The sequence below is a fragment of the Pseudomonas sp. IPO3749 genome, from assembly GCF_013386605.1.
GTDB classification, from domain to species: Bacteria; Pseudomonadota; Gammaproteobacteria; order Pseudomonadales; family Pseudomonadaceae; genus Aquipseudomonas; species Aquipseudomonas azotoformans_A.
Map to the genome: position 1 here is coordinate 29293 of NZ_JACARN010000045.1, position 26259 is coordinate 55551.

At 60.2% G+C, this 26259-nt stretch carries 27 protein-coding genes; 17 read left to right on the top strand and 10 right to left on the bottom strand.

Annotated features, from left to right (window positions below; all coding sequences use genetic code 11):
• Positions 1-108 precede the first annotated feature (108 nt).
• A complete protein-coding gene (locus HX812_RS18740) occupies positions 109-1416 on the top strand; it encodes an MFS transporter (protein ID WP_038851078.1) in 1308 nt (435 codons plus the stop codon).
• A 24-nt stretch (positions 1417-1440) separates the two neighbouring features.
• On the opposite strand, the gene HX812_RS18745 is transcribed toward HX812_RS18740, so the two are convergent.
• The 3 genes from HX812_RS18745 to trpB all read right to left on the bottom strand — a co-directional run bounded on the left by HX812_RS18745 (position 1441) and on the right by trpB (position 4053).
• Complete coding sequence (locus HX812_RS18745; RefSeq protein WP_038851079.1) at positions 1441-1881, bottom strand: anti-virulence regulator CigR family protein; 441 nt, start codon at positions 1879-1881, stop codon at positions 1441-1443.
• Between the two features lie 136 nt (positions 1882-2017).
• Entirely contained in the window at positions 2018-2827 is an 810-nt protein-coding gene (gene trpA, locus HX812_RS18750; protein WP_033900432.1) for a tryptophan synthase subunit alpha, read from the bottom strand.
• On the bottom strand, positions 2827-4053 hold the full coding sequence (gene trpB / locus HX812_RS18755; protein ID WP_016978751.1) for a tryptophan synthase subunit beta: 1227 nt from the start codon (positions 4051-4053) through the stop codon (positions 2827-2829). The genes trpA and trpB overlap by 1 nt, the downstream gene beginning before the upstream one ends.
• Positions 4054-4162: 109 nt before the next feature.
• Here trpB and HX812_RS18760 point away from each other — a divergent pair, with 109 nt between their 5' ends.
• Positions 4163-5059 carry a LysR family transcriptional regulator gene (locus HX812_RS18760; protein WP_038851082.1) on the top strand — a complete coding sequence of 299 codons (897 nt, stop codon included), beginning with the start codon at positions 4163-4165 and terminating at the stop codon, positions 5057-5059.
• Here the strand turns inward: HX812_RS18760 and HX812_RS18765 are convergent.
• The gene (locus tag HX812_RS18765; RefSeq protein ID WP_003170746.1) at positions 5056-5382 is read right to left on the bottom strand and encodes a YqjD family protein; all 327 of its coding nucleotides are present in this window, start codon (positions 5380-5382) and stop codon (positions 5056-5058) included. The two genes, HX812_RS18760 and HX812_RS18765, sit on opposite strands and share 4 nt — an antisense overlap.
• Positions 5383-5538: 156 nt before the next feature.
• Between HX812_RS18765 and HX812_RS18770 the strand changes: the two genes are divergently transcribed.
• Both HX812_RS18770 and HX812_RS18775 read left to right on the top strand, forming a co-directional pair.
• Positions 5539-5754 (top strand): dodecin, encoded by a 216-nt coding sequence (locus tag HX812_RS18770; protein WP_038851083.1) that lies wholly within the window; start codon positions 5539-5541, stop codon positions 5752-5754.
• Between the two features lie 115 nt (positions 5755-5869).
• Positions 5870-6097, top strand: a complete 228-nt coding sequence (locus tag HX812_RS18775) for a DUF1161 domain-containing protein (protein ID WP_028618619.1) — start codon at positions 5870-5872, stop codon at positions 6095-6097.
• A 59-nt stretch (positions 6098-6156) separates the two neighbouring features.
• Here HX812_RS18775 and HX812_RS18780 read toward each other — a convergent pair whose 3' ends face one another.
• Positions 6157-7158 carry an LLM class flavin-dependent oxidoreductase gene (locus tag HX812_RS18780; RefSeq protein WP_033900424.1) on the bottom strand — a complete coding sequence of 334 codons (1002 nt, stop codon included), beginning with the start codon at positions 7156-7158 and terminating at the stop codon, positions 6157-6159.
• 217 nt (positions 7159-7375) lie between these two features.
• On the opposite strand from HX812_RS18780, the gene HX812_RS18785 reads away from it, so the two are divergent.
• Complete coding sequence (locus HX812_RS18785) at positions 7376-7807, top strand: OsmC family protein (protein WP_038851085.1); 432 nt, start codon at positions 7376-7378, stop codon at positions 7805-7807.
• A gap of 109 nt (positions 7808-7916) precedes the next feature.
• Positions 7917-8156 (top strand): DUF1161 domain-containing protein, encoded by a 240-nt coding sequence (locus HX812_RS18790; protein WP_016969660.1) that lies wholly within the window; start codon positions 7917-7919, stop codon positions 8154-8156.
• Here HX812_RS18790 and HX812_RS18795 read toward each other — a convergent pair whose 3' ends face one another.
• Positions 8157-8579, bottom strand: a complete 423-nt coding sequence (locus HX812_RS18795; RefSeq protein ID WP_038851088.1) for a hypothetical protein — start codon at positions 8577-8579, stop codon at positions 8157-8159.
• 142 nt (positions 8580-8721) lie between these two features.
• Here HX812_RS18795 and HX812_RS18800 point away from each other — a divergent pair, with 142 nt between their 5' ends.
• Complete coding sequence (locus HX812_RS18800) at positions 8722-9765, top strand: aminopeptidase (RefSeq protein WP_038851092.1); 1044 nt, start codon at positions 8722-8724, stop codon at positions 9763-9765.
• 37 nt (positions 9766-9802) lie between these two features.
• On the opposite strand, the gene HX812_RS18805 is transcribed toward HX812_RS18800, so the two are convergent.
• Both HX812_RS18805 and HX812_RS18810 read right to left on the bottom strand, forming a co-directional pair.
• The gene (locus HX812_RS18805) at positions 9803-10462 is read right to left on the bottom strand and encodes an HAD family hydrolase (protein ID WP_033900415.1); all 660 of its coding nucleotides are present in this window, start codon (positions 10460-10462) and stop codon (positions 9803-9805) included.
• Complete coding sequence (locus HX812_RS18810; RefSeq protein WP_038851094.1) at positions 10459-11001, bottom strand: gamma carbonic anhydrase family protein; 543 nt, start codon at positions 10999-11001, stop codon at positions 10459-10461. Before HX812_RS18810 ends, HX812_RS18805 begins: the two co-directional genes overlap by 4 nt.
• A gap of 54 nt (positions 11002-11055) precedes the next feature.
• Between HX812_RS18810 and prlC the strand changes: the two genes are divergently transcribed.
• The 3 genes from prlC to HX812_RS18825 all read left to right on the top strand — a co-directional run bounded on the left by prlC (position 11056) and on the right by HX812_RS18825 (position 15555).
• Positions 11056-13155, top strand: coding sequence for an oligopeptidase A (prlC, locus tag HX812_RS18815; protein WP_177075791.1), 2100 nt, complete (start codon positions 11056-11058; stop codon positions 13153-13155).
• Positions 13152-13427 carry a YheV family putative zinc ribbon protein gene (locus tag HX812_RS18820; protein WP_038851096.1) on the top strand — a complete coding sequence of 92 codons (276 nt, stop codon included), beginning with the start codon at positions 13152-13154 and terminating at the stop codon, positions 13425-13427. Before prlC ends, HX812_RS18820 begins: the two co-directional genes overlap by 4 nt.
• A gap of 124 nt (positions 13428-13551) precedes the next feature.
• Entirely contained in the window at positions 13552-15555 is a 2004-nt protein-coding gene (locus tag HX812_RS18825; protein WP_038851098.1) for a M3 family metallopeptidase, read from the top strand.
• A 2-nt stretch (positions 15556-15557) separates the two neighbouring features.
• On the opposite strand, the gene HX812_RS18830 is transcribed toward HX812_RS18825, so the two are convergent.
• Positions 15558-16205: a tyrosine-protein phosphatase gene (locus tag HX812_RS18830; protein ID WP_038851156.1), complete on the bottom strand. Its 648-nt coding sequence runs from the start codon at positions 16203-16205 to the stop codon at positions 15558-15560.
• A 231-nt stretch (positions 16206-16436) separates the two neighbouring features.
• Here HX812_RS18830 and HX812_RS18835 point away from each other — a divergent pair, with 231 nt between their 5' ends.
• The 6 genes from HX812_RS18835 to HX812_RS18860 all read left to right on the top strand — a co-directional run bounded on the left by HX812_RS18835 (position 16437) and on the right by HX812_RS18860 (position 24013).
• Positions 16437-17189 (top strand): gluconate 2-dehydrogenase subunit 3 family protein, encoded by a 753-nt coding sequence (locus HX812_RS18835; RefSeq protein ID WP_038851100.1) that lies wholly within the window; start codon positions 16437-16439, stop codon positions 17187-17189.
• A gap of 2 nt (positions 17190-17191) precedes the next feature.
• Positions 17192-18976: a GMC family oxidoreductase gene (locus HX812_RS18840; RefSeq protein ID WP_038851101.1), complete on the top strand. Its 1785-nt coding sequence runs from the start codon at positions 17192-17194 to the stop codon at positions 18974-18976.
• Positions 18977-18988: 12 nt separating this feature from the next.
• Entirely contained in the window at positions 18989-20287 is a 1299-nt protein-coding gene (locus HX812_RS18845) for a cytochrome c (protein ID WP_038851103.1), read from the top strand.
• 81 nt (positions 20288-20368) lie between these two features.
• A complete protein-coding gene (locus HX812_RS18850; protein ID WP_038851104.1) occupies positions 20369-21427 on the top strand; it encodes a PA0069 family radical SAM protein in 1059 nt (352 codons plus the stop codon).
• 227 nt (positions 21428-21654) lie between these two features.
• Positions 21655-22386, top strand: a complete 732-nt coding sequence (locus HX812_RS18855) for a carbonic anhydrase (RefSeq protein WP_033899200.1) — start codon at positions 21655-21657, stop codon at positions 22384-22386.
• An 85-nt stretch (positions 22387-22471) separates the two neighbouring features.
• Positions 22472-24013, top strand: a complete 1542-nt coding sequence (locus tag HX812_RS18860; RefSeq protein WP_038851105.1) for a SulP family inorganic anion transporter — start codon at positions 22472-22474, stop codon at positions 24011-24013.
• A gap of 68 nt (positions 24014-24081) precedes the next feature.
• Here the strand turns inward: HX812_RS18860 and HX812_RS18865 are convergent, their stop codons facing one another.
• Entirely contained in the window at positions 24082-24729 is a 648-nt protein-coding gene (locus HX812_RS18865; RefSeq protein WP_033899204.1) for a hypothetical protein, read from the bottom strand.
• Between the two features lie 367 nt (positions 24730-25096).
• On the opposite strand from HX812_RS18865, the gene coxB reads away from it, so the two are divergent.
• The gene (coxB, locus tag HX812_RS18870; RefSeq protein WP_033899206.1) at positions 25097-26224 is read left to right on the top strand and encodes a cytochrome c oxidase subunit II; all 1128 of its coding nucleotides are present in this window, start codon (positions 25097-25099) and stop codon (positions 26222-26224) included.
• Positions 26225-26259 lie beyond the last annotated feature (35 nt).

The following is a 26259-nucleotide window of genomic DNA, read 5'->3' on the forward strand; positions in this document are numbered from 1 at the left end:
GCATCTCTGGCACTGATACACCGTCTTCGCAGGCAAGCCAGCTCCCACACTGACCGTGTTCTGACAGTGAAGACTTGTCCTCAACAAACATAAGAAGAGGCAACCCCCATGCACCCTGAATCCTTCACCGGGCAGGCTTCTTTAGTCACGCCTACCCGAAAGCGCTTCTTCATCATGGTGCTGCTGTTTATCACCGTGGTCATCAACTACCTCGACCGCAGCAACCTGTCCATCGCCGCCCCGGCCCTGACCAGCGAACTGGGGATCGACCCGGTGCACGTCGGGCTGATTTTCTCCGCGTTCGGCTGGACCTACGCGGCCATGCAGATCCCCGGCGGCTGGCTGGTGGACCGCGTGCCGCCGCGAATCCTCTACACGGCGGCCCTGCTGTTGTGGTCCATCGCCACCGTCATGCTCGGCTTCGCCGCCAGCTTTATCGCGCTGTTTGTTTTGCGCATGGCGGTAGGGGCTTTAGAGGCCCCGGCCTATCCGATCAACAGCCGCGTGGTCACCACCTGGTTCCCCGAGCGTGAGCGCGCCACGGCGATTGGCGTTTATACCTCCGGGCAGTTTGTCGGGCTGGCATTCCTCACGCCGGTATTGGCCTGGCTGCAGCATGCTTTTGGCTGGCACATGGTGTTTGTCGCGACCGGTGGCGTGGGCATTGTATGGGCGGTGATCTGGTACGCGGTGTACCGCGAGCCGAAGGATTTCAAAGGCGCGAATGCCGCCGAAATCGACCTGATCCGTGAAGGTGGCGGCTTGGTGGATATGCAGGAAAAAGCCGCCAAGGCGCCGTTCAGTTGGGTCGATCTGGGCATTGTGTTGAGCAAGCGCAAACTCTGGGGGATCTACCTGGGGCAGTTCTGCCTCAACTCCACGCTGTGGTTCTTCCTGACGTGGTTCCCGACCTACCTGGTGAAATATCGCGGCATGGACTTCATCAAGTCCGGCCTGCTGGCGTCATTGCCATTCCTCGCGGCGTTTGTCGGCGTGCTGTGTTCGGGGATCTTTTCCGACTGGCTGATTCGTCGCGGCGCGTCGGTGGGGTTCGCGCGCAAGTTGCCGATCATCGGCGGGCTGCTGATCTCCACAGCGATCATCGGCGCCAACTATGTGGACTCGACGGCGTGGGTGATTGCGTTCCTGGCGGTGGCGTTCTTTGGCAATGGGTTGGCGTCGATTACCTGGTCGCTGGTCTCGACCCTGGCACCGGCCCGCCTGTTGGGGCTGACCGGTGGGGTGTTCAACTTCATCGGCAACCTGTCGGCGATTGCCACGCCGATCGTGATTGGCTTTCTGGCCAGTGGCGATTCGTTTGCGCCGGCGATTACCTATATCGCGGTGCTGGCGTTGCTCGGGGCGCTGTCCTACGTGTTGCTCGTAGGCAAAGTCGAACGCATCGAACTCAAATAACCACTGCCCTGTAGGAGCCGGGTTTCAGTTGAGGACGCCGTCGAGGATCTCATAGACGATGCCCGTACCCACGGCGATCAACACCACATCCGGCCCCGAACGGCGCCATTCATAACCGGGATACACCGGCAGGCGTGCCAGGGCGCGGTTATCGAGGCGTTCGCCGTAGTAGCCGCGGGGCAGCGGCTTGCCACGCACCAGGCGCACATTCGGCGGTGGCGGTGCGCCACGGGCGAACTGGCCGTGGTTGTCGTGGATGATCTGGCGGACCGGGCCGAAGTCCTGGGGCGGGCCGCCGCGACGGTTGTCCTGCGGGCCGCGATGGTCGTCGCCGCGTTGTTCGTGCTGGCCCTGCGGGCCGCCACGGTCAGGGCCGCCCTGGTCATAAGGCGCAGCCTGCACCAGGGCGCTGGCGCCAAGCACCAGCACGCCAAGGCCGGCAATCACGGTTTTGGGCATTTTCATCGGGTATTCCTCAGGGCACGCAAGCAAAAAAGGGATTTCGAACGAGGTTCGAAATCCCTTGGTCTTGCTGTTTAGGCCGTGCCCGGCCGGGTTGATTCCTCTGTATCAGGAACTTTACCTACTGCTTACGGGGCCCTTACTTACGAGCGTTACGCACGCCTTCCGACAATGCCGCACACAGGCTCAACACGCCGTCGATGGCTTGCTGGTCGTTCTTTGCATTGGCGATATGGTCGATCAGCGCCGAACCTACGACCACACCGTCAGCCAAGCGGGCGATGGCGGCCGCTTGTTCCGGCGTGCGGATACCAAAACCAATGCTGATCGGCAGGTCCGTATGGCGACGCAGGCGGGTCACGGCTTCTTCGACGTGCTCCAGGGTCGCGGCGCCGGCACCGGTCACACCGGCCACCGACACGTAGTACACAAAGCCGGAGCTGCCATTCAGAACCGTCGGCAGGCGCACATCATCGGTGGTTGGCGTGGTCAGGCGGATAAAGTCGATGCCTGCGGCCTGGGCCGGGTCGCACAGCTCGCCGTTATGCTCGGGCGGCATATCGACCACGATCAGGCCGTCCACGCCGGCTGCCTTGGCGTCGGCGATGAACTGCGGCACGCCGTATTTGTGGATCGGGTTGAAGTAGCCCATCAACACCAGCGGCGTGTCGTTGTTGTCCTGGCGGAACTCGCGGACCATCTGCAGGGTTTTCACCAGGTTCTGCTTGGCGTTCAACGCGCGGATGTTAGCCAGTTGAATGGCCGGGCCGTCGGCCATCGGGTCGGTGAAGGGCATGCCCAACTCGATCACGTCGGCGCCGGCGGCCGGCAAGCCTTTGAGGATCGCCAGCGAGGTGTCGTAGCCAGGGTCGCCGGCCGTGACGAAGGTCACCAGGGCGGCGCGATTCTGTTCTTTGAGCTGGGCGAAGCGGGTTTGCAGGCGGCTCATCAGTGTTTCTCCTGCTGAGAAGTTTCCATGTGGTGCATCACGGTCTGCATGTCTTTGTCGCCACGGCCGGACAGGTTGACCACCATCAGGTGATCCTTCGGCAGGGTCGGCGCGCGTTTGAACACTTCGGCCAGGGCGTGGGCGCTTTCCAGGGCTGGAATGATCCCTTCCAGGCGGCAGCATTTGTGGAAGGCGTCGAGGGCTTCGTCGTCGGTCACCGAGGTGTACTGGACGCGACCGATGTCGTGCAACCACGCGTGTTCCGGGCCGATGCCGGGGTAATCCAGGCCAGCGGAGATCGAGTGGGCGTCGATGATCTGGCCGTCGTCGTCCTGCAGCAGGAAGGTGCGGTTGCCGTGCAGCACGCCCGGTACGCCACCGTTGAGGCTGGCGGCGTGTTTGCCGGTTTCGATGCCGTGGCCGGCCGCTTCAACGCCGATGATCTCGACGCTGGTGTCGTCCAGGAACGGGTGGAACAGGCCCATGGCATTGGAACCGCCGCCGATGCACGCCACCAGGCTGTCCGGCAGGCGGCCTTCCTGGGCTTGCAGCTGGTCGCGGGTTTCCTTGCCGATCACGGCCTGGAAGTCGCGCACCATCGCCGGGTACGGGTGCGGGCCGGCCACGGTGCCGATCAGGTAGAAGGTGCTGTCGACGTTGGTCACCCAGTCACGCAGGGCTTCGTTCATCGCGTCTTTCAGAGTGCCGGTGCCGGCCACCACTGGGATCACTTCGGCGCCCAGCAGCTTCATGCGGAACACGTTGGCTTGCTGGCGCTCGATGTCAGTGGTGCCCATGTAGATCACGCATTGCAGGCCGAATCGCGCGGCCACGGTGGCGGTGGCCACGCCGTGCATGCCGGCGCCGGTCTCGGCGATGATGCGTTTCTTGCCCATGCGCCGTGCCAGCAGGATCTGGCCGATGCAGTTGTTGATCTTGTGCGCGCCGGTGTGGTTCAGCTCTTCGCGCTTGAGGTAGATCTTGGCGCCGCCGCAGAATTCGGTCAGGCGTTCGGCGAAGTACAGCGGGCTTGGACGACCGACGTAGTCACGCTGGAAGTAGGCCAATTCCTCTTTGAATGCAGGATCTTCCTTGGCCGCTTCGTATTCGCGGGCCAGGTCGAGGATCAACGGCATCAGGGTTTCAGCGACGTAGCGGCCGCCGAACGCGCCAAACAGGCCGTTGGCGTCTGGGCCGTTGCGTAGATCGGTCTGGGACTGAGTCATGGGACGCTCCAGGAAAAAGGGGGGTGGGAAGCAATGAGGGCCACTCTACCCCTGACGTTCTACGCTGAAAACCGATAAGATCGCCGCAACCTGTCAGGAAAACTCACAGATGAGCCGAGACCTTCCGCCCCTCAACGCCCTGCGTGCCTTTGAAGCGACTGCGCGCTTGAACAGCGTCAGTCAGGCCGCCGAGCAATTGCATGTGACCCACGGTGCCGTCAGCCGCCAGTTGAAGGTGCTGGAGGAGCACTTGGGTATCAGCCTGTTCGTCAAGGAAGGTCGCGGCCTTAAACTCACAGATGCAGGCGTTCGGCTGCGGGATGCCAGCGCCGAGGCCTTCGAGCGATTGAGGGATGTGTGTGCCGAGCTGACCCAGGCCAGCGCCGACGCGCCATTTGTACTCGGTTGTTCGGGCAGCCTGCTGGCGCGCTGGTTGATCCCGCGCCTGGGCCGCTTGAATGCGGACTTGCCGGACCTGCGCCTGCACCTGTCGGCGGGTGATGGGGATCTGGACCCGCGCCGCCCAGGCCTGGACGCACTGCTGGTGTTCGCTGAGCCGCCATGGCCGGCGGATATGCAGGTTTATGAGCTGGCCAGTGAACGCATCGGTCCGGTGATGAGCCCGCGCTTTGTCGGCTATGAACGTTTGCGCGAGGCACCCGCCGAGGCCTTGTGTGGTGAAAAGCTGTTGCACACCACGTCACGCCCACAAGCCTGGCCCAGTTGGGCGGCGCAGCACGGCATCGAACCCGGCGCGTTGAAACACGGCCAGGGGTTTGAGCATTTGTATTATCTACTGGAGGCGGCAGTGGCAGGATTGGGTGTAGCCATCGCCCCGCAGCCGCTGGTGGCCGAGGACTTGCGTGCGGGTCGCCTAGTGGCGCCGTGGGGGTTCAGCGAAACCCCGGCGCACCTGGCGCTGTGGCTGCCCAAGCGCGCCGCCGATGGGCGCGCCGAGCAACTGGCGCAGTGGCTCAAGGCTGAGCTACGGCGCGAGCCGGTTTAATCGCCGCGTTTGCACAGCAGATAAGCTGCGAGCAGGCCCAGTGCACCGACGGCAACGCCGGCTGTGGTCCATGGATGCTCTTGTGCGTAGTCCCGGGTTGCAACACCGGTTTCGCGAATTTTGACTTTGCTTTCTTCGTAGGCATCGCTGATCAGGTGGCGGGAGTGCTTGAGGGCATTCTCGGCATTGCTTTTCAGGGCCTTCAAGGTTTTGCGCGACTCGTCGGATGCATCGTCCTTGAGGCTTTCCAAAGACTTGAGCAGGCTCGAAATCTCGGCTTCCATGCTTTCCAGCGACGCTTTGCGTAAAGAAGTGTTGGCCATGTGGACTCTCCTGAAGTGATTGAGTGGCGTGTGTAGATACCGACTGCGGCCGTTTCAGAAAGTGCAGTAAATCTGAACTTTCGGGTGCGAACAGTCGCCAGAAGCAGTACGAACATTGACTGCTACGCTTGCTTAACGACCCTTAGGAGAACTGCCATGAGTGATCATCACACCTACAAGAAAGTCGAACTGGTGGGCTCGTCCACCTCTAGCATCGAAGACGCCATCAACAATGCCATCGCCGAAGCCAACAAGAGCATCAAGCACCTTGAGTGGTTTGAAGTGACTGAAACTCGTGGCCATATCGAGAATGGCAAGGTCGCGCACTATCAAGTCACCCTCAAGGTGGGGTTCCGAATTGCCAGTAGTTGATCGCATCGGTTGAACTTGCTGACTGGCCGATTGCCATAACCTGCGCTACAACCAATGGGTGCCGATGCCACAAGCGTCGGCACGCTCTATTCGATCAGCGCAAGGAAAGTAACGGATGAAGAAGTTCCTGTTAGCGGTAGGTTTGTTGAGCATTGCAGGCACGGCCCTGGCGGCGGGCAAGCCTTGTGAAGAGCTCAAAAGCGAAATTGCAGCGAAAATCGACGCCAAGGGCGCTTCGGGTTATTCGCTGGAAGTGGTGGATAAAGGCGCTGCGCCGAGCGATCACACAGTGGTCGGCACCTGCGAGGGTGGCACCAAGGAAATTGCCTACAAGCGCGGTTAATCCCGTGTTGCAGACATAAAAAACCGACGCGCTGCGTCGGTTTTTTTCGTCTGAAGGTTTTAGCCCTTCATCACCTGCGCCAGCAGTTCGTAGGAATGAATCCGGTCGGCATGCTCGTACAGGTCGCTGGTGAAAATCAGCTCATCGGCGCCGGTCTGCTCGATCAACACCTCCAGCTTGGCGCGGATCTTCGCCGGGCCGCCGACCATTGCCAGGCCCAGGAAGCTGCCGACCGCGTCTTTTTCATGGGGCAACCACAGGCCGTCCATGGTTTTTACGGGTGGGCGCTGCACCAGGCTTTGCCCGCGCATCAGCGCAAGGATGCGTTGGTAGACGGAGGTAGCCAGGTAGTCCGCTTGCTCGTCGGTATCTGCCGCGACCAGGGGAATGCCGAGCATCACGTAGGGTTTATCCAGCACGGCTGAAGGTTTGAAGTGATTGCGGTACACGCGAATCGCCTCATGCATCAGGCGGGGTGCGAAATGCGAGGCGAAGGCGTAGGGCAAACCGCGTTCGCCTGCCAGCTGTGCGCTGAACAAGCTGGAGCCGAGCAGCCACACCGGTACGTTGGTGCCGGTGCCAGGCACGGCGATGATCCGTTGGTCGGGAGTGCGAGGGCCCAGGTAAGCCATCAGCTCAGCAACGTCTTCCGGGAATTCATCCGCGCTGCCGGAGCGCTCACGGCGCAGGGCGCGTGCGGTCATCTGGTCGGAGCCAGGGGCGCGGCCCAGGCCCAGGTCGATACGGCCGGGGTAGAGGCTCTCCAGGGTGCCGAACTGTTCGGCAATCACCAGCGGCGCGTGGTTGGGCAGCATTACACCGCCGGAACCGACGCGAATGGTCGACGTGCCGCCGGCCAGGTAGCCCAGCAGCACCGAAGTGGCCGAACTGGCGATACCGTCCATATTGTGGTGCTCGGCCACCCAGAAACGGTTGTAGCCGAATTTTTCCACGTGCTGGGCCAGGTCCAGCGAATTGCGCAGCGACTGCGCGATGCTTCCATTGGCGCGCACGGGCACCAGGTCGAGGGTGGAAAATTTTACGTCGGACAGCGATTTCATAAGCCTGCTTCTCCAATGGGGGCGCAGGCTTCTTAGACGAACCAAAACCTGCCGCTTCATGTGCATGTCTATGCAATGAGGGCATATACCCGAGATTCAATAGCGACTCAGGAAATTTCCTACTTGATTGCTAGGTTTCTCTCACAAGATGAACTTTGCCAGTCCGACTATCCTCAGAACCCTTACTGACGCAAAACCACCGTTCGAGGAGACCGCTATGAGTATCGTGAAAAAAGCATCCGCGCATTGGGAAGGTGACCTGAAGACGGGCCTGGGTTCCATTTCCACGGAAACCGGCGTGCTACGTGAAGCGCCCTACGGCTTCAAGGCGCGTTTCGAGGGCGGCAAGGGCACCAACCCCGAAGAACTGATCGGAGCGGCCCACGCTGGCTGTTTCTCCATGGCCTTTTCCATGATTCTCGGCGATGCCGGGCTCAAGGCCGACAGCATCGACACCCAGGCCGAAGTGACCCTGGACCAGGTGGACGGTGGTTTTGCGATCACCGCCGTGCACCTGATCCTCAAGGCCAAGATTCCCGGTGCAAGCCAGGCGCAGTTCGATGAACTGAGCAAAAAAGCCAAGGAAGGGTGCCCGGTGTCCAAGGTGCTGAATGCGAAAATCAGCCTGGATGCCACGCTGGTCGGCTAAGCCCTCTACTCCAGGAGCGAGCAGGCTCGCTCCTGGAGCCCCAAATATGATCGAATAGCCTGCAGCCTAAGCGCACATCCGTGCGCAGTGCATTCAGGGAGCTTCACACATGAAACGTTTTGCCTTGGCAATCATCTGCGGTGTATTGGCCACTTCGGCCGTGGCCGCGCCAAAAGATTGTGAAGAGCTCAGGAAAGAGATTGAAGTGAAGATCCAGGCCAAGGCGATTCCTTCGTACACCCTGGAAATCATCACCGCCGAAGAAGCCAAGAATCACGACAGTGCGATGATTGTCGGTTCGTGCGAAAACGGCACCAAGCGCATCATCTACCAGAAAAACAACGACTGATCAGATGCAGTTGACGCTGCGTTCCTCAGCGAGCAACTGACGCGCCGAGTCATACAGCCGGATATTCGGCGTGAAGGCCAACGAGCGCCCTTCCAGCACGTAACGCTGGCCAGCCTGGAAGTGGTCATATTCCAGGGTCATGAAGCAGGTGCGATACATCATCTGGCTGAGCCCACCCAAACCGCCGCCGGCCGGGACTTCAAAGTCGAAGCGCACCATCAGTTCGTGATGGCCGGGCGGGAATTGGAAGTAACGCCCGTCCTCCAGGTTCTTGCCGTCTAAACGCTGCGCCATTACTAGCTTTGACCCCGGCGTCGGCGTGGTGAAGTCGACCCACGCTTGTTGCGGATCCGCCGGTGGCACGGGCGTGGTGGTGCAGGCACCGAGGAACAGGGCGGCAACGGGAAGCAAGAGCTGGCGCATGGCAGGCACTCAATGGGAAGGAAGTGGTGAGCCTGGCGCCGATGGCAGCAGACTCCCTATGAGTATAAACACGTCATGCCATGGAAAAATTCCGCACAGGCGCGATAGTCTGGCGAGCAAATTACCCAGGAGCGGTCGGGGCATGGTCAGGCGTTTTCTTCCAGGGTTGATGGTCTTGCTGCTCAGCGGCTGCTCCAGCGTGAGTTATTACAGCCAGTTGGCCAGCGGCCAATGGCAATTGCTGCGGGCCCGAGAGCCGGTGGCGCAGGTCATTGCCGATTCTTCCCGCCCGCCGCTGTTACGCGAACACCTGGTGCAATCACAAAAAGCACGCACGTTCGCCAGTGAGCATTTGCACCTGCCTGACAACCAGAGCTACAGGTTGTATGCCGATATCGGCCGGCCCTATGTGGTCTGGAATGTGTTTGCCACGCAGGAATTCTCTCTGTCCCCCGAAACCCATTGCTTCCCCATTGCCGGTTGTGTGGCCTATCGCGGCTACTACAACCAAGGCGCGGCGCGCGGCGAGGCGGCGTTGTTGAAGCTGCGCGGCATGGACGTGTCAATCGGTGGCGTCGAGGCCTATTCCACCTTGGGTTGGTTCAATGACCCGATCATGAATTCGATGATGAACTGGGGTGATGAGCGTCTGGCCACGTTGATTTTCCATGAGCTGGCGCACCAACGTTTCTATGTGAAGGACGATACCGAGTTCAACGAGTCGTTTGCCAATTTCGTCGAGCAGGAAGGCACGCGGCAATGGCGTGCTGCGCGGGGGTTGCCGCCGCAGAACCTGTTGACGTCGAAGCAGCGTGACCAGTTTATCCAACTGGTCCTCGACACCCGGCAACGCTTGGAAAAACTCTATGCCCAACCGTTGGCTGCTGATGCGATGCGCCAGGCCAAGGCGGCTGAGTTCGAGCGTTTGCGCAGCGAATACCGGCAACTGCGCGACAGCCAGTGGGGCGGGGATAAACGTTATGACGCGTGGATCAACCAGCCGATGAACAACGCGCGGTTGTTGCCGTTCGGGCTGTATGACCAGTGGGTGCCGGCGTTTGCGGCGCTGTTTGCGCGGGAAGGTGGGGATTGGGTGAGGTTTTATAAGGCGGTGGAGAAGATCGGTGGGATGCCGATTGACCAGCGCAAAGCAGCGTTGAGGCAGTTGCAAGGTGATGGCCTTTAGGGCCCATTCGCGAGCGGGCTTGCTCGCGAAGGCGGTCTCAAGGCCGCTGTAGGAACGCCTGATGCATCTCACCCAATGTTTCAAAATGCCAAGTCGGCGCCTCGGCATTCAGCTCTTCAAAACTGCCAAACCCATACCCCACCGCTGCCGAATCCAACCCGTTGCTGCGCGCGCCGATCAGGTCATGCTTGCGGTCACCAATCATCAGGGTGGTGGCCGGGTCCAGGCCTTCCTCGCTCATCAAGTGGGCGATCAGTTCGACCTTGTTGGTGCGCGTACCGTCCAGTTCGCTGCCGTAGATCACCTTGAAGTGCTTGGCGAAATCGAAGTGCCGCGCGATCTCGCGGGCGAATACCCAAGGCTTGGAGGTGGCGACGTAGAGTTGGCGCCCCTGGCCGCTCAAGTCCTCCAGCAATGGCATTACGCCGTCGAACACGCGGTTCTCATACAGGCCAGTCACCTTGAAGCGCTCGCGGTAGAAATTCACTGCTTCCCAGGCCTTGGCTTCATCAAAACCGTAGAACTGCATGAACGCTTGCAGCAACGGCGGGCCGATGAAGTGCTCCAGCTTGGTCAGGTCCGGCTCGTCGATCCCCAGTTTGCCGAGGGCATATTGGATCGAGCGGGTAATGCCTTCGCGCGGGTCAGTGAGGGTGCCGTCCAGGTCGAACAGCACGGTTTGGTAGTGCAGGGTCATCGGTCGAATCCTTCAGCCAGGTGCAGGTCTTTGAGCTTCACGTAGTTCGCGGCGCTGTAGGTGAAAAAGGCGCGTTCCTTGTCAGTCAGCGGGCGGACTTGTTTAACCGGGCTGCCCACGTACAGGAATCCGCTTTCGAGTTTCTTGCCTGGCGGCACCAGGCTGCCGGCGCCGATGATCACGTCGTCTTCCACCACCGCACCGTCCATGACGATGCTGCCCATGCCGATCAGGATGCGATTGCCCACGGTGCAGCCATGCAGCATGACTTTGTGGGCGATGGTCACGTCGTCGCCGATCAGCAACGGGAAGCCATCTGGATTGAAGGGCCCTGCGTGGGTGATGTGCAGCACGCAGCCATCCTGCACGCTGGTGCGCGCACCGATGCGGATGCGGTGCATGTCGCCGCGGATCACGGTCAGCGGCCAGACTGAGCTGTCGGCGCCGATTTCGACGTCGCCGATCACCACCGCCGAAATATCGACAAAAGCCCCGGCGCCCAGGGCCGGCGTGTGGTTCTGATAGGTGCGAAGGGTCACGATAGCCTCTCTCTCTTCTGCTGATAGCTGCGGTGGGTGTTGATTGTAATTAAGATGGCCCCATCTTTGTTCTTACATGTTTCTTCAGCCAAGGTGCCAACCGTGAGCGCGAACAACCCGCTTCTGCAGTCCTACGACCTGCCGCCGTTCTCGGCGATCCGTGCCGAGCACGTCCAGCCGGCCATCGAACAGATCCTCGCCGACAACCGTGTCGCCATCGAAGGCATCCTGCAAAGCCAGGGGAAAAATCCGACGTGGGCCGGTCTGGTTCTGGCCATGGACGAACTGAATGACCGCCTGGGCGCCGCCTGGAGCCCGGTCAGCCACCTCAACGCCGTGTGCAACAGCGCCGAACTGCGCGAAGCCTATGAAGGCTGCCTGCCGGCGTTGAGCGCCTACTCCACCGAGATGGGCCAGAACCGTGCACTGTTCCAGGCCTTCGAAGCCCTGGCCAACAGCCCGGAAGCCGCCGGTTTCGACGTGGCGCAAAAAACCATTCTGGAACACTCCCTGCGTGACTTCCGCTTGTCGGGTATCGATCTGCCGCCGGAGCAGCAAAAACGCTACGCCGAAGTGCAGAGCAAGCTATCCGAGCTGGGCAGCAAATTTTCCAACCAGTTGCTGGACGCCACCCAGGCCTGGACCAAACACGTCACCGACGAAGCCACCCTCGCCGGTCTGACTGATTCGGCCAAGGCGCAAATGGCCGCCGCCGCCCAGGCCAAAAGCCTCGACGGTTGGTTGATCACCCTGGAATTCCCAAGCTACTACGCGGTGATGACCTACGCCCAGGACCGCGCCCTGCGTGAAGAAGTCTACGCGGCCTACTGCACCCGTGCGTCGGACCAAGGCCCGAATGCCGGTCAGAACGATAACGGCCCGGTAATGGAACAGATCCTCGACCTGCGTCAGGAGCTGGCCAAGCTGTTGGGCTACGCCTCCTTCTCCGAACTGAGCCTGGCCACCAAAATGGCTGAGTCCAGCGACCAAGTGCTGAGCTTCCTGCGCGACCTGGCCAAGCGCAGCAAGCCGTTTGCCGCCCAGGACCTGCAGCAGCTCAAGGCCTACGCCGCCGAACAAGGCTGCGCCGACCTGCAAAGCTGGGACAGCGGTTTCTACGGCGAAAAACTTCGCGAGCAACGCTACAGCGTGTCCCAGGAAGCCCTGCGCGCCTACTTCCCGATCGACAAAGTGTTGAGCGGCCTGTTTGCCATCGTGCAACGCCTGTATGGCATCGAAATCGCAGAGCAAAAAGGCTTCGACACCTGGCACCCGGATGTCCGCCTGTTTGAAATCAAGGAAAACGGCCAGCACGTCGGCCGCTTCTTCTTCGACTTGTACGCCCGCGCCAACAAGCGTGGCGGCGCCTGGATGGATGGCGCGCGCGACCGTCGCCGCAAAATCGACGGCGTACTGCAAAGCCCGGTGGCCAACCTGGTGTGCAACTTCACCCCGGCCGACAGCGGCAAGCCTGCCCTGCTGACCCACGATGAAGTCACCACCCTGTTCCACGAATTCGGCCACGGCCTGCATCACCTGCTGACCCGCGTTGAACATGCTGGCGTGTCCGGTATCAACGGCGTGGCGTGGGATGCGGTGGAGTTGCCGAGCCAGTTCATGGAGAACTGGTGCTGGGAGCCGGAAGGCCTGGCGTTGATCTCCGGTCACTACGAGAGCGGCGAACCACTGCCCCAGGACTTGCTGGAAAAAATGCTCGCCGCCAAAAACTTCCAGTCCGGCTTGATGATGGTGCGTCAGCTGGAGTTCTCGCTGTTCGACTTCGAACTGCATGCCACCCACGGTGATGGCCGCAGCGTGGCCCAGGTACTTGAAGGCGTGCGCGATGAGGTGTCGGTGATGCGTCCGCCGGCGTACAACCGCTTCCCCAACAGCTTCGCGCACATCTTCGCTGGCGGTTATGCGGCGGGTTACTACAGCTACAAGTGGGCTGAAGTGTTGTCGGCGGACGCCTTCTCCAAGTTTGAAGAAGAGGGCGTGCTCAATGCCGAAACCGGCCGCGCCTTCCGCGAAGCGATCCTGGCGCGGGGCGGTTCCCAGGAACCGATGGTGCTGTTCGTCGACTTCCGCGGACGTGCGCCGTCGATTGACGCACTCTTGCGCCACAGCGGCCTGAGTGAGGACGCGGCAGCATGAGTGAAAGGCCTGTGATTACCAAAAAGCAATTTATCGCCGGGGCGGTCTGCCCGGCGTGCAGCGAGCCGGACAAGTTGAAGATGTGGACCGAAGACAACGTGCCCCATCGCGAGTGTGTGGCCTGCGGTTATACCGACACGCTGAATGACCAGGGGTTGTCGGTGCCCAAGGAATTGGGCACGCGGGTGAATACGTCTGCGTTGAAAGCGCCGGCGGACCCCAAGGTGCAGGCGGTGCAGTTCTTTCCTAATCCGAAGCTGAAAAAAGACTGACAACAGTGATGTCTTCGCCCTGAAACAAAAAATTCAGGGCGAAGAGCGTTAAGCATTTACACCCTTCTCTGCTGTGGCGTGTTCCAGGATGACAACTCCCTGTTGTTGTCTTCAAGGAAGCACCATGCCCGCCCCCAATCCCTTGTTGCAGGATTATCACCTGCCGCCTTTCTCGGCTATTCGTGCCGAACACCTCGTGCCAGCTGTCGATGCGATCGTGCTGCACAGTCGCAACGAAGTCGCCCGCATCACCGCCAGCCAGCGGCACTATCCAAACTGGGATGATCTGGTGCTGGCGATGGAAGCCGTTACCTCTCGTATCGACGAGGTGTTAGTTGTGATCTCCCTCCTCGACAGCGTAAACACCGATCAGCAGTGGATGGAAGCCAGCGCGCAAGCCACTTTTCGGGCCGTAGAGTTCGTGAGAGAACTGACGAGTCATCGCGGGCTGTTCGACTGCTACAAAATGTTGGTTGAGAGCTCACCAGCAGCTCTGTTCGATGCGTCCCGTCAGAGTTTGCTGAGGCGCACCCTGAGTAGGTTTCGGCTAGCGGGTATCGAGTTGGAGCCCGCTGCGCAAAAAAGACTGACGACGCTCGACCGTGAAATTGCCGGTCTCCAGCAATCGTTCCTGACTCGGTTGGAACAGGCCAACAGCGCGTGGCGCAAGCACATCACCGATGAATCAGTGCTGAAGGGACTTTCTTCGGCGCTCAAAGCGCGTATGGCACGCAATGCCCGTGCGGTTAACCTGCAAGGTTGGCTGATGACATTGAATGAGGAGAGTTACCGCGACTGCATGGCTTACGCGCAGAATCGAATATTGCGAGAGGAGATTTTCACCGCCTACAACACGCGTGCTTCTGACCTGGGTCCGCACGCCGGGCAGTTCGACAATGGTCCGTTGTTGCAGAGGCTGATGGTCAGCCGTAATCAAAAAGCCAAGCTATTGGGTTACACCAACTTTGTTCAATTGGCACTCGAATTCCAAATTTTGGATACCGATGATCAAGTGCTGGCTTTTATTCGTGACCAGATTTCGGTATCACGCACAGTCTTCGCCCATGACAAGCAGGCGATCACGGCATTGGGTCAAGAGCTTGGGCTGGCAGACCTGCAGCCCTGGGACCACGCCTTTCTGGCGCAAATCATTCGGCAAAGAGCCAGTGGTATTGCCGAAGAGGAACTGCGCGTCTATTTTCCCCTCGATACCACCTTATCTCGGTTGTTTGCGTTAGTGGGGCGTCTGTTCGACATCCAAATTATCGAACTGTATGGCTTCGACTCCTGGGCGCCCGGGGTTCGCCTCTTTCAGCTACTGGATCAGGGTGAAGTGCTGGGTCAGATCTATTTCGTACCCTATCGGCAAAATGCCGCAGACTTCCCCTACGCATTATCGTTGAGAAATCGCTGGACTACGGCTGAAAGTCGCAGAGTGCAACCGATGGTCGTGCTCTTTAGCCAGTTTGAAGGGGCTCCTGATGAGCCTTGTTTGCTCGGGCATCGGCAGCTCAAGATCCTTTTTCATGAGTTCGGTCACTGCTTCCAGCACATGATGATGGGCTTAGGCTATCGCACCAAAATGGGCGTCGATGATGTGGGCATGGACAGTGCGGAATTTTGCGGTCAATTCTTTGAGCGCTGGTGTGATTCACCTGAATGCCTTGTCTGGCTTTCCAGTCATCACGAAACGAGCGCGAATTTGCCTGATACGTTAGCCCGGCAGCAAGTGGCGTATGCCAACACCCAGACCTCTTGGGCGCGTGCAGAGTCATTGACCATGGCGTTGTTTGATATCGAAGTGCACCGCACCCAAGGCGATGGCCGCAGTATTGAGCAGGTATTCGCGAGTGCCAACCGTGAAGTCGGGCACCTTCCGGCGCTGGACGCTGTGCGTTACGCCAATGGCTTCAGCCACATCGTGTCGGGATACGAAAGCGGATTTTATGCCTACCAATGGTCTGAAGTGCTGGCACGTGCAGCCTTCAAAAGGTTTGAGCAAGAGGGTGTGTTCAACCCGCAGACGGGTCGCGCGTTTCGCGAACTCGTGCTTGCTCCCGGTCACTCTCGATCGTTGGTTGAATCGGTTCGGTTATTTTTAGACGTTACACCCGGCAACGCAGTTTGAATTCAGGAGCCAGTGTTGGCAGTGTTCATCCAACTCTTCATCGAGCACAGGGCGAAGGCACTGGTGCTGCATTCTCCATTGAGTAACGCGTTGCGTAATTTGGCGACATCGGCCCTCATCATGTAGCGAACACCGTCCTTGAAGCCGTTGCTGGTGCCAAAGCCGCCCAAGGTCATCTCGTTCAACGCGTCCTCCTTGCTCCACCCCTGAATCACCACCCGATACATCGCGGCCATCAGGCCAGTACGGTCAGAGCCATGCTTGCAATGCATCAGTACGGGACCGTTGGCTTCGGCTTCCTGGATGGCTCTCAGTGCCGCCAGTACGTCGGAATCATCCACGTGGTTGGTGCGATAAGTCAGCTGTACCTGGCGGATATCGGGGGATTTGAGCCAGTCGGCATCGGATTCCGGCAGGAAATTGATCACGGTGCCGATCTTCAGCTTTTCCAGCAGCGGCGCTGCGTTGCTGTCCGGTAGCGCGCTGCGATAGAGCGTGGGCGTCATCTGGTGAAGGTTGTATTGACTGCCCACTGGTTGTGCCCACTCGGGGGAACGGATGGAGATCGGCTCGTCGGCTTGAACGAAGGCACTGGAAAACAGCGCGATGAACGCGAGGCCGAAGGCCGGTAGCCATTGATTCTTGAGCATGGGTGACATGACCGAGCAGGAGATAGGTGAATGCCGCTCAGGTTGGTCCAAGGGGGGTCAATGATGTGTGAGGACGCCGTCAAAGAACCGTGAATCCTCAGTCTTTAGTCGCTGAAGCGCTTCTCTCGATGCATAGCCTGCTATCATTTGTAACCATTGATTGCCGAAAAAAGCCAAGCCGCTCACCAGAAGCCGGCTGATAAACCCGTGACCACATGATGAGGTGCCACCATGTCTGATCAAGATCAAGACAACCCCCGGCGTGACTTTCTGCGCAAATCCTTGACCTTGATCCCGGTGGTCACGGTTGCCAGCACCGGCCTTGGCGGCTCGATGCTGATGGCCACGCCTGAGCCGGCCCAGGCCGCGCCCGCTAAGCCTACAGCCAGCGGAAAAGCCTACGAGCCCACGTATTTCACCGCCGAGGAATGGGCGTTTATCAACGCCGCTGTCGCGCAGCTGATTCCCGCCGATGCCCAAGGCCCAGGTGCCCTGGAAGCGGGTGCGCCGGAATACATTGACCGCCAGATGAACACGCCATACGCCAGCGGTGCCCTGTGGTTCATGCAAGGTCCGTTCAACGCGGATGCGCCGCCGGAGATGGGCTGGCAGAGCAAATTGGTGCCCAAGGAGATCTATCGTTTGGGCATTGCCGCGACGGATGCTTGGTCGAAAGCCTTCAACGGCAAAGTTTTTGCTGCGCAAGACAGCGCTACCCGAGACGATATGTTGCGCCGTCTGGAGGCTGGCGGCGGTGAGGTGACAGCGCATTTCGAGGCGGTGCCGCCCAAGATGTTCTTCAACCTGTTGCTGCAAAACACCAAGGAAGGCTTCTTCTGCGACCCGATCCACGGTGGCAACAAAGGCATGGTCGGCTGGACCATGATCGGCTTCCCCGGCGCTCGCGCCGACTTCATGGACTGGGTTGAACGCAACGAGCAATACCCCTTCCCGGCAGTTTCCATCCGCGGCGAGAGGGCTTAAACGTGGCGACCATCATGAAGAAAGTCGATGCAGTGATCGTAGGTTTTGGTTGGACCGGCGCGATCATGGCCAAGGAGCTGACGGAAGCCGGCCTCAACGTGGTAGCGCTGGAGCGCGGCCCGATGCAGGACACTTACCCGGACGGCAACTATCCCCAGGTCATCGACGAATTGACCTACAGCGTGCGTAAGAAACTCTTCCAGGATATCTCCAAGGAGACGGTGACCATTCGCCATAGCGTGAACGACGTTGCCCTGCCCAACCGTCAGTTGGGTGCGTTCCTGCCGGGCAATGGCGTGGGCGGTGCGGGTCTGCATTGGTCGGGCGTGCATTTTCGTGTCGACCCGATCGAGTTGCGCATGCGCAGCCATTATGAAGAGCGCTACGGTAAAAACTTCATTCCCAAGGACATGACCATCCAGGACTTTGGCGTGAGCTACGAAGAGCTGGAGCCGTTCTTCGACTACGCAGAAAAAGTCTTCGGCACCTCTGGGCAGGCCTGGACCGTGAAAGGCCAACTGGTTGGCGAAGGCCGAGGCGGCAACCCGTACGCGCCCGACCGTTCCAACCCGTTCCCGCTGGAGTCGCAGAAAAACACCGTCTCCGCACAGCTGTTTCAGAAAGCGGCTAGCGATGTGGGTTACAAACCCTACAACCTGCCATCAGCCAATACCTCGGGGCCTTACACCAACCCCTACGGCGCCCAGATGGGCCCGTGCAACTTCTGCGGTTTTTGCAGCGGCTACGTCTGCTACATGTACTCCAAGGCGTCGCCGAACGTGAACATCCTGCCGGCGTTGCGCCAGGTGCCGAATTTTGAACTGCGGCCCAATTCCCACGTGCTCAAGGTCAACCTCGACAGCACCAAGAGCAAGGCCACGGGTGTGACGTACATCGACGCCCAGGGCCGGGAATGCGAGCAACCGGCGGACCTGGTGATTCTCGGCGCGTTCCAGTTCCATAACGTGCGCTTGATGCTGCTCTCCGGTATCGGCAAGCCCTACGACCCGATCACCAACGAGGGCGTGGTGGGCAGGAACTTCGCCTACCAGAACATGGCGACGATCAAGGCGTTCTTTGACAAGGACACCCACACCAACAACTTCATCGGCGCGGGCGGCAATGGCGTGGCCATCGATGACTTCAACGCCGACAACTTCGACCACGGGCCCCATGGCTTTGTGGGCGGTTCGCCGATGTGGGTCAACCAGGCCGGTAGCCGGCCGATTGCCGGTACGTCCAACCCGCCGGGCACCCCCGCCTGGGGCAGTGCGTGGAAGCGTGCCACCGCCGATTACTACACCCACCAGGTGTCGATGGATGCCCACGGCGCCCATCAATCCTACCGGGGTAACTACCTGGATCTGGACCCGGTGTACCGTGATGCCTACGGCCAGCCGTTGCTGCGGATGACATTCGACTGGCAGGAAAACGACATCAAGATGAACCGCTTCATGGTCGAGAAAATGGGCAAGGTCGCTGAGGCGATGAACCCCAAGGCCATTGCCGTGCTCGGCAAAAAAGTCGGCGAGCACTTCAACACGGCGTCGTACCAGACCACCCACTTGAACGGTGGCGCGATCATGGGCACCGATCCGAAAACCAGTGCGTTGAATCGCTATCTGCAGTGCTGGGATGTACACAACGTGTTTGTCCCAGGCGCATCCGCTTTCCCACAAGGCTTGGGCTACAACCCTACAGGGCTGGTGGCGGCGTTGACCTATTGGTCGGCGCGGGCCATCCGCGAGCAGTACCTGAAAAACCCCGGCCCACTGGTTCAGGCATAAGGAGCGATGACCATGAAAGCACTTGTTATCGCGACCTTCGCGTTTTTCAGCAGCTGCTCTGTCAGCGCCGCTGAAACGGACTTGATCAAGCAAGGTGAATACCTGGCCCGCGCGGGTGACTGCGTGGCTTGCCACACTGCCAAAGGTGGTAAACCCTTTGCTGGCGGCCTGCCAATGGAAACCCCGATTGGCGTGATCTATTCCACCAACATCACCCCGGACAAGACCGGCCTGGGCGACTACAGCTTCGAGGACTTCGACAAGGCCGTGCGCCACGGTGTCGCCAAGAGCGGTAGTACGCTTTACCCGGCGATGCCTTACCCGTCTTACGCACGCGTCAGCGACAGCGATATGCAGGCGTTGTATGCGTACTTCATGAAAGGTGTCGAGCCCGTTGCCCAGGAGAACAAGGCCAGCGACATTCCGTGGCCCCTGAGCATGCGCTGGCCGTTGGCGGCATGGCGCTGGATGTTTGCGCCTTCAGTCGAGGAGCCTCAGGCCCAAGTTGCGGCCGACCCGGTGATCAGCCGGGGCGCCTACCTGGTGGAAGGCCTTGGCCATTGCGGTGCGTGCCACACGCCACGGGCGCTGACCATGCAGGAAAAAGCCCTGAGTGCCGCTGACGGCAACGCCTTCTTGTCCGGCAGCGCGCCGCTGGAAGGTTGGATCGCCAAGAGCTTGCGTGGTGACCACAAGGATGGCCTCGGCAGCTGGAGCGAGGAGCAATTGGTGCAGTTCCTCAAGACCGGCCGCAGTGACCGCAGCGCGGTGTTTGGTGGCATGAGCGACGTTGTCGTCCACAGCATGCAGTACATGTCGGAAAATGACCTGACGGCTATCGCCCGTTACCTCAAGAGCCTGCCAGCGGTGGATCCCAAGGATCAGCCGCATCAGTACGACAAGCAAGTGGCCGAGGCATTGTGGAAAGGCGACGACAGCCAGCGCGGCGCCTCGGTGTATATCGACAACTGCGCGGCCTGCCACCGTACCGATGGCCATGGCTACACGCGGGTGTTCCCGGCGCTGGCGGGCAACCCGGTGTTGCAGACGGCGGATGCCACCTCGTTGATCAACATTGTGTTGAACGGCGGCACCTTGCCGGCGACCCACGCGGCACCGTCGACCTTCACCATGCCGGCGTTCGCCTGGCGTCTGTCGGACCAGGAAGTGGCGGATGTGGTCAGCTTCATCCGTGGCAGTTGGGGCAATCAGGGCGCGCCGGTGAAGGCCAGCGATGTGAAGGACCTGCGCCACAACGACATGCGCACTACCTCCGGTGATGACCTGGGGCAAGTGACGCAGAAGCACTGAGGCTAGCCTGACCGCCAAACGGCACTGGTCAGAACCCTCGCGCCTCGATACTGTATATAAAAACAGTACCGAGGCGCTTTCATGTCTACTCCGCTGCCGCCCCGTGGCCGGGGCACGGCCACCAACCTGCATAACCGCTTTGCGCCTACGGTGAGCGTCGCCGAGGACGATGGCTGGTTTCAGGAAGTGCCACCGACCCAGGGCACCGAAGTGCGTATCGAGACGGCCAAGAGCATCATCACCCGTAACAACTCGCCGGACTTGCCGTTTGATCGCTCCATCAACCCTTATCGTGGCTGCGAGCATGGCTGTATCTACTGCTACGCACGGCCCAGCCATGCCTATTGGGACATGTCGCCGGGGTTGGATTTCGAAACCAAACTGATCGCCAAGACCAATGCCGCGGACGTGTTGGAGCAGCAGCTTTCGAAGCCAGGTTACGTGTGCGCGCCGATCAACCTGGGTTCCAATACCGACCCGTACCAGCCGATCGAGCGCGAGTACAGGATTACCCGGCAAACCCTCGAGGTGCTGCTGCGTTATCGCCATCCGGTGACCATCATCACCAAGGGCTCGCTGATTCTGCGCGACCTGGACCTGCTCACCGAGTTGGCGCGCCAGCGATTGGTGGCGGTAATGATCAGCCTCACCAGCCTGGACGATGAGCTCAAGCGCATCCTGGAGCCCCGCACGGCGGCGCCCAAGGCACGGTTGCGGGCGATTCGGGTGATGCGTGAGGCGGGGATCCCGGTGGGCGTGCTGTGTTCGCCGATGATCCCGATGATCAACGACAGCGAATTGGAGAGCCTGCTGACCGAGGCCCATGCCGCTGGCGCGCAAAGCGCGGCGTACATGATGCTGCGCCTGCCGCTGGAAGTGGCGCCGCTGTTCGAGGAGTGGCTGGCGGCGCATTACCCGCAACGGGCGGCCCATGTGATGAGTCTGGTGCGCCAGGTGCGTGGCGGTGAGGTGTATGACAGCCGCTTCGGCGTACGCATGCGCGGTGAAGGGCCGTTTGCGGACTTGCTGGCCCAGCGCTTCAGCAAGGCGATCAAGCGCCTGGGGCTCGATCGACGGGAAGGTTTCAATCTGGACTGCACGGCCTTTTGCCCGCCGGGCAGGCAGATGGCTTTGTTGTAGACTGAAGAGGAAAGGTTTGCCTTTCTTGTAGGAATGGTCTCACTTTGACATCACTGAAACCCGCGATCTAGAGCGGTTCATTCAGTTTGAGTTAAGTTTCGACGGTTACCTTGTTCAGCGAGTGACTGATGAGTCGACTGCCCGGTTTTGAAGCGTTTGCAACTGTTTTTCTGGCCCGGCGTCGAACTGACCTGAAAGCTCCCCTGCATTAATCAAGAGGATGAATCATGAGTGACCAGGATAAACAGCCGTTGGCTGCGTCGGCTTCAGCCCCTCAGGTGGCGGAAACCGCCGATGCAGCGCTTAAGCATATCGTTGACGGCTTTTTGCATTTCCATCACGACGTCTTCCCCCAGCAGGAAGAACTGTTCAAGAAACTCGCCACGGCCCAGAGCCCGCGGGCGATGTTCATCACGTGCGCCGACTCGCGCATCGTGCCCGAGCTGATCACCCAGAGTTCGCCTGGCGACCTGTTCGTGACGCGTAACGTCGGTAACGTGGTGCCGCCTTACGGCCAGATGAACGGCGGTGTGTCCACGGCCATCGAATATGCGGTGCTGGCCCTGGGCGTGCAGCACATCATCGTCTGCGGGCATTCCGATTGCGGCGCCATGCGTGCGGTACTCAACCCCGCCAGCCTGGAGAAGATGCCAACAGTCAGGGCCTGGTTGCGGCATGCCGAAGTTGCCAAGTCCATGGTTGAAGACAACTGTGACTGCGCCAACGAAGGCGAGAGCATGAAGGTGCTGACCGAAGAAAACGTCATCGCCCAGCTGCAACATTTGCGCACCCACCCTTCCGTGGCTTCGCGCATGGCCAATGGTCATTTGTTTATCCATGGCTGGATCTACAACATCGAGACCAGTGAAATCCGGGCCTACGATGCGGACCAGTCAGCGTTCCGCTCGTTGAGCGGCGACGGGCCGATTCCTTCCGCGACGCCTAAAGCGCGCTTCTAAAACACTTCCCTGCCGGGTAAAGCGGTGGCTGCCATGGACGCAGCCAGGCTTTGCCGCGCCCGGCGAATGCCTCGGGAGAGTCATCATGCGTGCTGCTCAATTGAAAGCTGTATTGCCACGGGAGCTACTCGCCTCGGTGGTTGTGTTTCTGGTTGCCCTGCCGCTGTGCATGGGGATCGCGATTGCCTCCGGCATGCCCCCAGCAAAAGGTCTGATCACCGGGATCATTGGTGGCCTGGTAGTGGGTTGGCTGGCAGGCTCGCCGCTGCAGGTCAGTGGCCCGGCCGCAGGCTTGGCGGTGTTGGTGTTCGAGCTGGTGCGCCAGCACGGCATGCTGATGCTGGGGCCGATCCTGTTGTTGGCGGGCTTCCTGCAATTGGTGGCCGGGCGTTTGCGCCTGGGCTGTTGGTTCCGCGTCACGGCGCCGGCGGTGGTGTACGGCATGCTGGCGGGGATTGGCGTGCTGATTGTGCTGTCCCAGATTCACGTGATGCTCGACGGCGCGCCCAAGCCTTCCGGGCTGGATAACCTGGCGGGGTTCCCGGCGGCGTTGGCCGAGGCGATCCCAACTCTGGGCGGCGGCCTGGGGTGGCAGGCGGGATTGCTGGGGTTGTCGACCATGCTGGTGATGTACGCCTGGGACAAATTGCGCCCGCAACGCCTGCGCTTTGTGCCGGGCGCCTTGTTGGGTGTGGGCCTGACCACTGTGGTGAGCCTGGTACTGGCGCTGCAGGTCAAGCGCGTGGAAGTCCCGGAAAATCTCGCTGACGCTATCGACTGGCTGCGCCCCAGCGACCTGCTCAACCTCGCCGACCCTCAATTGCTGATCGCCGCCTTTGCCGTGGCGTTTATTGCGAGCGCCGAAACCCTGCTTTCCGCTGCGGCGGTCGATCGTATGCACAGTGGTCAGCGTTCTGATTTCGATAAGGAGTTGTCCGCCCAAGGTGTAGGCAACATGCTCTGTGGCCTGGTCGGTGCCTTGCCGATGACCGGTGTGATCGTGCGCAGCTCGGCCAATGTGCAGGCCGGTGCGACCACCCGTCTGTCGGCGATGTTCCACGGCCTGTGGCTGCTGGCGTTCGTGCTGTTGCTGTCGAGTGTGCTGCAAAGCATTCCGGTGGCAAGCCTGGCGGGTGTGTTGGTGTACACCGGGATCAAGCTGGTGGATATCAAGGCGTTCAAGGCGCTGGGGCGGTATGGGCGTATGCCGATGTTTACCTACGCGGCCACGGCGTTGGCGATCATCTTTACCGATCTGCTCACCGGTGTGCTGGTGGGTTTCGGATTGACGTTGGTCAAGTTGGCGTTCAAGGCGTCACGCCTGAAAGTGAGCCTGATCGATTTGCCTAAAGAGGGTGAAATGGAACTGCGCCTGACAGGCGCGGCGACCTTCTTGAAAGTGCCGGCGCTCACCCAGGTGCTGTCGACGGTGCCTGAGGGAACCACCCTGCATGTGCCGTTGAGCAACTTGAGCTACATCGACCATTCCTGCCTGGAGCTGCTGGAGGAATGGGGGCGGGCCAATGCGGCCAAGGGCTCGACGCTGGTGATCGAGGCGCGTGGGTTGAAGCGAAGGCTGGAAGGTCGGGTCAGGATGACGACGGGGATAGGTTCCGCGCCAGCCTAACCACCCAGCAACCCTGTGGGAGCCGGGCAAACCCGGCTCCCACATTTGATCGTTTGCGACCCAGGAAACTAAGCCGGCTGATCCAACGCCAACTCAACCCCCAACTGTCGCGAAAGGCACGGCCAGCGCTTCCACGCGGCTTCCGTGTCTGGACTCTTGAGTGTCTCGCGGTAGGCTTCTACCGACTCCAGCGCAAAGCTGTCTTCGTTGAGCATTTCATCCACCGCCAAATGCACGGCTTCATCCAACTTGTTGGCGAACGCTTCGCCGATCAACTGGTGGGCGATCAGGTTAGCCACCGTGGTATCCGCCGGAATCAGCGGCTGGCCAAAGTGCTTGATATACAGATCATTCACCTCTTCAACCAATCGATGCGCCAGGTAGGCCTCGTCCAGCAGGCCGTCGAGGCCTTCGTGGCCGGCCAAGATCGCGGGTGGTTGCAGGAAGAAATGCTCGGCAATCTTCAGCACCGGCTTGATCTGGCTTTCGATTCCGGCTTCGCGGGCCACGTCGTTGGCGGCGTCCAGCAAATCCGGGACGAGGTCGATGTAGGCGCTGACAAAGCGGGTCATGACAATGTTGCGATCACCGTCAGCCAGGGAAATGGCCGAATGCAGGTGCGGCAATTGTTTTTCCAGTTGCTGGGCAAGCTGGCCCGTGCTGGCTTCGTGTTGATGGGCACGGGAAATCTGCTCGCGCAATGCGGCGGTGTTCATGAAAGCTCCAGTGATGCAGGCGTAGGAAAAGGGAGAGGATAAGGTAGCTCGTTTATACGAGCGCCTAAGACGCATTTGTCATAATTATTTCATGGTTATGCGCCCGCGTTATATCGAATTGCCATCGTTCGTCGGATAAACGATTCCGCCCCCGGTTTTATTAGCCCCGACCGCCCATTTCTACTCATTTGCCCCTACACATTGCGGGGTTGCAGAGCCTGTCTATACTCGGATTTGTACGCGATTAGCTGATGACGCCAGACTGCATAAGCAGGCAAGGCCAGGCGGTTGTAAGCAGTATGGAAGCCGCTCCCTTCGACGCAGGTGCAAACCGGCGGGATAACAAGAACGATAAGGGGAACCCGCAATGATGCGACATCCACACGTTTGGATGGGCCTTCTGTTGTGGTCAGTATTCGGCCAGGCACATGCCGCCTGGACAACGAATATGGCGCCAGGGGCGACAGAAGTCAGTCACGCTGTGTTCGACCTGCACATGACCATTTTCTGGATCTGTGTGGTGATCGGCATCATCGTGTTTGGCGCGATGTTCTGGTCGATGATCGTTCATCGCCGGTCCACGGGCCAGGTCGCGGCCAAGTTCCACGAGAGCACCACCGTGGAAATACTCTGGACCGTCGTGCCCTTGCTGATCCTGATCGCGATGGCCATTCCGGCCACCAAGACCCTGATCAATATCTACGACAGCAGTGAGTCGGATATCGATATCCAGGTCACCGGCTACCAGTGGAAGTGGCATTACAAATACCTTGGCCAGGACGTGGAGTTCTTCAGCAACCTGGCCACGCCCGCCGAACAGATCCATAACCAGGCCACCAAGGGCGAACACTACCTGTTGGAAGTCGACCAGCCGCTGGTGTTGCCGGTGGGCGCCAAGGTGCGCTTTCTGGTGACCGCCGCTGACGTGATCCACTCCTGGTGGGTGCCGGCCTTTGCGGTCAAGCGCGACGCCATTCCCGGGTTCGTCAACGAGGCCTGGACCCGCGTTGAGAAACCCGGCATCTACCGTGGCCAATGCGCCGAACTGTGCGGCAAGGACCACGGCTTCATGCCCATTGTGGTCGAGGTCAAGTCCAAGGCCGACTACGAAACCTGGCTGGGTGAGCGCAAGGAAGAGGCCGCCAAGCTCAAGGAGTTGACCTCCAAAGAGTGGACGCTCGAAGAGCTGGTGGCCCGTGGCGACAAGGTCTACCACACCACCTGCGTGGCCTGTCACCAGGCCGAAGGCCAGGGCCTGCCGCCGATGTTCCCGGCGCTCAAGGGCTCCAAGATTGCGACCGGCCCTGCGGCTGACCACCTGAGTATTGTCTACCACGGCAAGCCCGGCACCGCGATGGCGGCCTTCGGCAAGCAGCTCTCGGAAGTGGACATCGCCGCCGTGGTGACCTACGAGCGCAATGCCTGGGGCAACAACAAAGGCGACATGGTCACGCCTAAAGACGTGCTGGCCATCAAGCAGGCGGAAAGCAAATGACCTCTCTCAAGGCGTTTACCTCGACCCGCCCCGCC

Coding starts and splice junctions, on each gene's coding strand:
- HX812_RS18820 (WP_038851096.1), top strand. CDS start 13,152: ATGAGTGAAAGGCCTGTGATTACCAAAAAGCAATTTATCGCCGGGGCG.
- HX812_RS18850 (WP_038851104.1), top strand. CDS start 20,369: ATGTCTACTCCGCTGCCGCCCCGTGGCCGGGGCACGGCCACCAACCTG.
- HX812_RS18835 (WP_038851100.1), top strand. CDS start 16,437: ATGTCTGATCAAGATCAAGACAACCCCCGGCGTGACTTTCTGCGCAAA.
- HX812_RS18780 (WP_033900424.1), bottom strand. CDS start 7,158: ATGAAATCGCTGTCCGACGTAAAATTTTCCACCCTCGACCTGGTGCCC.
- HX812_RS18855 (WP_033899200.1), top strand. CDS start 21,655: ATGAGTGACCAGGATAAACAGCCGTTGGCTGCGTCGGCTTCAGCCCCT.
- HX812_RS18825 (WP_038851098.1), top strand. CDS start 13,552: ATGCCCGCCCCCAATCCCTTGTTGCAGGATTATCACCTGCCGCCTTTC.
- HX812_RS18860 (WP_038851105.1), top strand. CDS start 22,472: ATGCGTGCTGCTCAATTGAAAGCTGTATTGCCACGGGAGCTACTCGCC.
- trpB (WP_016978751.1), bottom strand. CDS start 4,053: ATGACTCAGTCCCAGACCGATCTACGCAACGGCCCAGACGCCAACGGC.
- HX812_RS18830 (WP_038851156.1), bottom strand. CDS start 16,205: ATGCTCAAGAATCAATGGCTACCGGCCTTCGGCCTCGCGTTCATCGCG.
- HX812_RS18770 (WP_038851083.1), top strand. CDS start 5,539: ATGAGTGATCATCACACCTACAAGAAAGTCGAACTGGTGGGCTCGTCC.
- trpA (WP_033900432.1), bottom strand. CDS start 2,827: ATGAGCCGCCTGCAAACCCGCTTCGCCCAGCTCAAAGAACAGAATCGC.
- prlC (WP_177075791.1), top strand. CDS start 11,056: ATGGCCCCATCTTTGTTCTTACATGTTTCTTCAGCCAAGGTGCCAACC.
- coxB (WP_033899206.1), top strand. CDS start 25,097: ATGATGCGACATCCACACGTTTGGATGGGCCTTCTGTTGTGGTCAGTA.
- HX812_RS18795 (WP_038851088.1), bottom strand. CDS start 8,579: ATGCGCCAGCTCTTGCTTCCCGTTGCCGCCCTGTTCCTCGGTGCCTGC.
- HX812_RS18740 (WP_038851078.1), top strand. CDS start 109: ATGCACCCTGAATCCTTCACCGGGCAGGCTTCTTTAGTCACGCCTACC.
- HX812_RS18775 (WP_028618619.1), top strand. CDS start 5,870: ATGAAGAAGTTCCTGTTAGCGGTAGGTTTGTTGAGCATTGCAGGCACG.
- HX812_RS18865 (WP_033899204.1), bottom strand. CDS start 24,729: ATGAACACCGCCGCATTGCGCGAGCAGATTTCCCGTGCCCATCAACAC.
- HX812_RS18845 (WP_038851103.1), top strand. CDS start 18,989: ATGAAAGCACTTGTTATCGCGACCTTCGCGTTTTTCAGCAGCTGCTCT.
- HX812_RS18745 (WP_038851079.1), bottom strand. CDS start 1,881: ATGAAAATGCCCAAAACCGTGATTGCCGGCCTTGGCGTGCTGGTGCTT.
- HX812_RS18765 (WP_003170746.1), bottom strand. CDS start 5,382: ATGGCCAACACTTCTTTACGCAAAGCGTCGCTGGAAAGCATGGAAGCC.
- HX812_RS18805 (WP_033900415.1), bottom strand. CDS start 10,462: ATGACCCTGCACTACCAAACCGTGCTGTTCGACCTGGACGGCACCCTC.
- HX812_RS18790 (WP_016969660.1), top strand. CDS start 7,917: ATGAAACGTTTTGCCTTGGCAATCATCTGCGGTGTATTGGCCACTTCG.
- HX812_RS18785 (WP_038851085.1), top strand. CDS start 7,376: ATGAGTATCGTGAAAAAAGCATCCGCGCATTGGGAAGGTGACCTGAAG.
- HX812_RS18800 (WP_038851092.1), top strand. CDS start 8,722: ATGGTCAGGCGTTTTCTTCCAGGGTTGATGGTCTTGCTGCTCAGCGGC.
- HX812_RS18760 (WP_038851082.1), top strand. CDS start 4,163: ATGAGCCGAGACCTTCCGCCCCTCAACGCCCTGCGTGCCTTTGAAGCG.